Raw genomic sequence first — 5,856 nt, forward strand, 5'->3', positions numbered from 1 at the left:
GTCGAGGAACGGGGCGAGGAAGTTGTCGGCGTCGGGGAAGTCGGGGAACCAGCCCATGCCGTAGACGTCGTACTCGCCCTTGATCTCGGCCGGGCGGAAGGCCGACCAGGCGGCGCTGGTGATCGGCGCGCTGGCCGTCGTCTGGGTGGTCTGCCGCCGGGGCCGCACCGAACGCCGGCTCGACGCCGCGACCGACGCGACCCTGGTACGGCTCCTGCCGCTGTCCGCGCTCGTGCTCCTCGTACTCACCCTGCTCTACGCCGGCTGGGAGCGCCCCGGGTGGGAATCGGCCGGCCGGCTGCCGGGGGACGCGACCTTCGGCACCCTCGCCCTCGTCCAGGGCCTGCTGGTGATCGTCCTCGCCGTGGTCGCCCACACCCTGCACCGCACCGACCCCGACCGGCGGGCCGCCATGCGGGGCCTGGCCGGACCGGCCGTCGCGATGCTGGCCTGCGCGCTGGGCGGGGTGATGTCCGGCGGGGTCTCGCAGCGGGTGTCCGACTGGCTGGACGGCACCGGAGCTTCCATCCCCGGACCGCCGGTGCTGCTGACCTGGCAGGCGTCGGTGATCCCGCCGCTGCTCGTGCTGCTGCTGGTGCTCGGCTGCTGGCTGGCCCGGCGCGCCTGGCAGCTCGCCAAGGCCGAACGCGCCGTCGTGGAGCGCGACTACCCCGGCGAGACGGGCGACCCCGGCCGCACCCGCCGTATCGCCTATGCCCGTGCCATGGCCGCCCTCACGGACCGCGGGCCCCGGATCGTCGCCGTCACCTCCACCGCGACCCTGCTGCTGGGCGCCGGCGCCCTCGTCGGAGCCCTGGCCACCGACCGGACACCCGGCGAGGCCGCACGCGGCACGTACGACGTGGTGCACGGCGCCGCCGAGACCGCGCAGGCGCTGGGCTCCTGGCTCATCGGCCTCGGCTTCATACTGTTCGTCACCTGGGGCCGGCGCGCCTACAAGGACGCCTCCGCGCGGCGCACCATCGGCATTCTGTGGGACGTCGGCACGTTCTGGCCGCGCGCCGCCCACCCGTTCGCCCCGCCCTGCTACGCCGAGCGCGCGGTGCCCGACCTGACCTGGCGCATCGCCACCTGGACCCGGTCCACCGGCGGACGGCTGGTGATCTCCGGGCACTCCCAGGGCAGCGTCCTCGCCGCCGCCGCGGCCTGGCAGCTCGATCCCGCCACCCGCAAACGGGTCGCGCTGCTGACCTACGGTTCCCCGCTGGAGCGGCTGTACGGCCGCTGGTTCCCGGCCCACTTCGGGCCGGACGCCCTCGGCACGCTGCACGAGGAGGTCGACTGCTGGCGCAACCTGTACCGGCTCACCGACCCCATCGGCGGCCCCGTTCGGCTGCCCGGCGACTGTGGCCCCGCCGTGGACCGCGCCGCCCTCAAGGACCCCCTCGCCTACGGCCGCACGGACACCCACCCGCTCCCGGCCCCGATCCTCGGCCACTCCGACTACCAGGCGGACCCGGCGTTCGCCGAGGAGCGCCGCAAACTCTTGTCCCGCCTCCGCCCGGAGGTCCCGGCACCACGCACCACGAACCGCCCGCCCGAGACCACGCCGTGACCGGGTTGCAGGGGCGGAGCCCCTACAGCTCCGGCAGATCCTCGGCGTACAACAGGGTCAGATCATCCGTATCCGGCTCGGCCAGCTGCGCGACCCTGCTCGCATGCCGCTCCACCATCGCCTCAAAGGTCTGCCGGGCCGTACGCCCGTTCCCGAACGCCGCCCCCTTCGGCATCTCCGTGAAGTACTTCAGCAACGCCTCCGCCGCACCCGGCGCCAGCCGGTACTCGTGCTCCTCCGCCTGCTGCTCCACGATCCGCAGCAGCTCCTCGGGCCCGTAGTCACCGAAGGTGATGGTCCGCGAGAAGCGAGAGGCGACACCTGGGTTCACCGACAGGAAGCGCTCCATCTCGGCCGTGTACCCGGCGACGATCACCACCACGGCGTCGCGGTGGTCCTCCATCAGCTTCACCAGCGTGTCGATGGCCTCCTTGCCGAAGTCACGCCCGGCGTCCTCGGGGGACAACGCGTACGCCTCGTCGATGAACAGCACCCCGCCGCGCGCCTTCTCGAACGCCTCCTGGGTACGGATCGCCGTGGACCCGATGTGCTCGCCGACCAGGTCCACCCGGGACACCTCGACCAGATGCCCCTTCTCCAGCACGCCGAGGGAGGCGAGGATCTCGCCGTAGAGCCGGGCGACGGTGGTCTTGCCGGTGCCGGGGGAGCCGGTGAACACCAGATGCCGCTTGACGGACGCCGCTTTCAGCCCCGCCTGCTGCCTGCGCCGGCCCACCTCGATCATGTCGGTGAGGGCCCGCACCTCGCGCTTGACGCTCTCCAGCCCCACCAGCGCGTCGAGTTCACCGAGCACGGCCTTCGACGAGCGGACGTCCTTCTCCGGAGCGGCCGGCTCCCCCGGCGAGGCCGGCGGTGTCTGCTCGGCGCGCTGCCCGGGGACCGCGCCGAGCAGCCCGGTGGAGTGGCTCACCGTCTGTACGGCCCGCTCCGCCCCCGCGGGCGGCCTCAGGCTCCCGCTCTCGTCGCTGGTGCAGTCCTCCACGAGGGGACCACCCGCACCGGACGCCGCGTCGGCGCCGCCGTCGGCGAACTCGTAACCCCCGCGCGCACAGCGCTCCGTGCGGCACTTCCTGAGCGTCGTACGGCTGCCGTCTATGACATGGAAGCCGTAGCCGCCGCTGCCCGTGACCCGGCAGTTCAGGAAGCTGCCGCGCCCGCCGGCGGAGACATAGACGCCCGCCTCGGCGGGTGAGGTGATCGTGCAGCGCTCCACGGTCGGGTCGGCGCCCTTGGTGACGATCACGCCGGTCTGCATGCCGTCCAGCGTGCAGTTGTTGAGGGTGCCGCCGCTGCCGTGGTCCCGGAACCAGGCGCCGGTCGCCGCGTCCCGGATCCGGCAGTCGTCCAGTTGGGCGGTGGCGCCGTCGCTCACCGACACCGCCGTGTTGCGCACCTGCGACAGATCGCTGTCGACGACGTCCGCGCGCGAACCCCGGTCGAGGACGAACAGGGCGTCCGGCACGTCGTGCACCCGGCAGGAGTCCAGTACGGCGGTGGCGCCGTCGCTCACCCAGACCGCGGGGTAGTCGCCCGTGCTGTCGAAGATCTCGCAGTGGTCGGCGTCCACGCGCGTGCCGGGGTCCCACACCGACAGGCCGTTGCGCCCGAACTGCCGCACCGTGGTGCGGGTCAGGGTGAGCACCGAGCGGGAGCGCAGGTCGACGGCGTTCTCCGGGATGTCGTGGATCCGGCAGTCTGCCAGCGTCAGTACCGCGTCGGTGTCCAGCGTGACCCCGTCGGTGGTCGTGCGGTGCACATCGCAGTCGGTGAGATGCGCGGTGGCCCTCTCGGTCACCTGCACACCGCTGCCGCGCACCTCGTAGATCTCACAACCCACCGCCTCCAGCGCCGAGTTCTCCCCGTTCACGGTCAGCCCGGAACCCGAGGCGTGGTGCACCCGGCAGCGCTCCAGCCGGGGCTGGGCACCGCCGCGCACCGCGACGCCGGCCTGCCCCGCGGCGACCACCTCGCACTCCTCGAACACCCCACCGCCGCCGTCCAGTACGGCGACCCCGATGCCGGCCGGGTTGTCGATTGTGCAGCGGCGCACCGTGGGCCGGGCGGCGCCGCGCACCTCGATGCCGGCCGCGGACCGGGTCACGACCCGCACGTCCCGCAGCTCCGGGGTGCCCTCCTCGATCAGCACCGCGGGGGCGGCGGCGTCCTGGCCCTCCACGTGCAGGTCCCGCACCACGGCCGCCGCACGCACGGTCAGCGGTACGCCGTCGACGGGTGCGATGCGCACGGAACCGGGCGAGCCTTCGGGGCCGCGCAGGGTGACCGCCCGCCGCACGACCAGGTTCTCCCGGTAGGTGCCGGGAGCGATGGTGAGGACGTCGCCGTCGGCCGCGGCCTCCAGGGCGGCGGCGAGCGATGCGTACTCACCCGTGCGGCGCCGCCACCGCGAGGTGCCGGTGTGCGTCACCTGGACCGTGCCCTGTGCCATGGCGTAACTGTGCCCCCACCTCGTTGTACGCAGGTTGTCGCCGTTCTGCTTGCGCCGGACCACCGTAGCGTGCGCGCGGCAGGGGGGTTGACCGGAGCCGGAAGGCCGTCAGCTGCCGGTGCCGGTCCTGCCCCAGTCGGGGCCCGCCTTCTCCCACGCCCGGTCCCAGAGCGCGTACCGGCGGCGGACCATGCGCCAGACGATCAGCCGTCGGCCGCCCTCGATCAGGCCCGCGGCCGCCAGGGCCGCGCCGAAGCCGGCGATCACGGCGTGCGTGGCGGCCGTCGCGGTGTCCAGGGGGCGGGGCACGAGCCGCCCGTGCCGGTCGGTCCATATGCGGAACCGGTCGCCAGGCCGGGGATCCTCCAGCCGCGCCAGCACCGCGCCGTGATGGTCGGTGCGGTCGGGCGCGGTCCAGTGGGCGAGGACGCGGCTGTGCAGATCACGGCCGGTGGAGGTCTCCGGGTCCACGTCCAGCGGGCTCTGCTCGAGCTCGCGCACCACGGTCGCCGTCACCGCGTGCCGGGCGCGGCGCTGTTCGCGGACGGACTCCTGCAGGGCGTCCTGGGTGGCGCTCCCGACGAGCGTGCCGATCACCGGGGCGCCGAGGAGCACGAGCAGCAGCGCGGCGAGGGCCACCCAGCCCTCGAGCAGATCGGTCCTGCGGCACAGCGGGTTGTGCCGCCAGCGCCGGAGACCGCTGATCGCACGCACCGGTCGCACCCCCCTCCACGTGCCCTCTCACGCGATGCTCATCGATTCTCTGTCGATTCTCTTCAAGGCCAACGCACAGGCCCCCGGTCCGGTTCCCGGGGGCAGCCTCATGTCCCGGCCCGGGATGACGAGGAATCAGGCCACGGCGACGACCGGGTCACCGACCCGGATGGTGCCGGGGGAGAGGGGGACCAGGTTCTGGCCGAACACCAGCTTGCCGCCGAGCCTGCGGTGCCGTCCCAGCGAGTGCAGGGGCTCCTTGCCGCGCTCGGCCGTGGACTGGTCGGTGGTCGTCACCACGCAGCGCCCGCAGGGCTTGGCGACCCGGAAGGCGACCTCACCGATGGTGACGCGGGACCAGCCGTCCTCGGCCCAGGCGGCGGTGCCGTCGACGACGACGTTCGGCCGGAACCGGCTCATGGGCAGGGGACCCTCCGCTGCGTGATCGCCCTCGGCGATCAGGGAGTTGAGGGCGTCGAGCGACGCGGTGGAGGTCAGCAGCAGCGGGAAGCCGTCGGCGAAGGTGACGGTCTCGCCGGGCAGCGCGAACTCGGGGTCGACCGGCCGGCGGGTGGCCGGGTCGTCCAGGTGCACCAGGCGTACGTCGATGCCGAGATAGGCGCTGCACCAGGCGTGCACGGCGGGGTCCTCGGCCGGGGCCGCTTCCACCTTGTCGTTGAAGATCTCCACCCTGATGGTGCCGCCGGGCCGGGGCGCGGGCACCGCGAGGGGCTCCATGCCGGGCGCGGACAGCAGAACGCCGCCGCCGGGCAGCGGCTCGGCGGCGGCCAGTGCGAGGCGCGGCTGCTGGCGCTGGGTGACGACCTTTCCCCCGTCGTCGATCAGCATCCAGCGCCGGTCCCCGGCCGGCCCCCAGGGCTCCACGGCAACCTCCGGGAGCGACAGGCTCCGGAATGCCTTGACCGGATGGACGTGAATCGAGTGCAGACGCGTGTTCCCCATGGGGCCATCGTGCCAGCCGGCACCGACAGCCCGCCGGGGTGCCTCAGTACCCGCGGTACTGCTGGCCCTGGTACGGGTCCTGGTGCTGGTACTGCACGGGAGCGGGCCGGGGAGCCGCGGGGCGCATCGCCTCGTA

General features: G+C 73.6%; 4 protein-coding genes and 1 pseudogene. 1 reads left to right on the plus strand and 4 read right to left on the minus strand.

The window, feature by feature from the left end; genetic code table 11:
- Nucleotides 1-112: 112 nt before the first annotated feature.
- Nucleotides 113-1,576 (plus strand): annotated as a pseudogene (locus tag N4P33_RS31555) (hypothetical protein); the annotation flags it as partial.
- A gap of 22 nt (nt 1,577-1,598) precedes the next feature.
- Here N4P33_RS31555 and N4P33_RS31560 read toward each other — a convergent pair.
- From N4P33_RS31560 to N4P33_RS35600, 4 genes are all read right to left on the minus strand, one after another.
- Nucleotides 1,599-4,043, minus strand: coding sequence for a right-handed parallel beta-helix repeat-containing protein (locus N4P33_RS31560; RefSeq protein ID WP_260830371.1), 2,445 nt, complete (start codon nt 4,041-4,043; stop codon nt 1,599-1,601).
- A gap of 108 nt (nt 4,044-4,151) precedes the next feature.
- Nucleotides 4,152-4,757 carry a hypothetical protein gene (locus N4P33_RS31565; protein ID WP_260830372.1) on the minus strand — a complete coding sequence of 202 codons (606 nt, stop codon included), beginning with the start codon at nt 4,755-4,757 and terminating at the stop codon, nt 4,152-4,154.
- A gap of 135 nt (nt 4,758-4,892) precedes the next feature.
- Nucleotides 4,893-5,720, minus strand: a complete 828-nt coding sequence (locus tag N4P33_RS31570; protein ID WP_260830373.1) for an MOSC domain-containing protein — start codon at nt 5,718-5,720, stop codon at nt 4,893-4,895.
- A gap of 43 nt (nt 5,721-5,763) precedes the next feature.
- Nucleotides 5,764-5,856: DUF6643 family protein (locus N4P33_RS35600; RefSeq protein WP_313904619.1), on the minus strand; the 93-nt coding region annotated here is incomplete at its 5' end.

This window comes from Streptomyces sp. 15-116A (assembly GCF_025290915.1).
In the GTDB taxonomy this organism is placed as follows: domain Bacteria; phylum Actinomycetota; class Actinomycetes; order Streptomycetales; family Streptomycetaceae; genus Streptomyces.

Coding starts and splice junctions, on each gene's coding strand:
- N4P33_RS31560 (WP_260830371.1), bottom strand. CDS start 4,043: ATGGCACAGGGCACGGTCCAGGTGACGCACACCGGCACCTCGCGGTGG.
- N4P33_RS31570 (WP_260830373.1), bottom strand. CDS start 5,720: ATGGGGAACACGCGTCTGCACTCGATTCACGTCCATCCGGTCAAGGCA.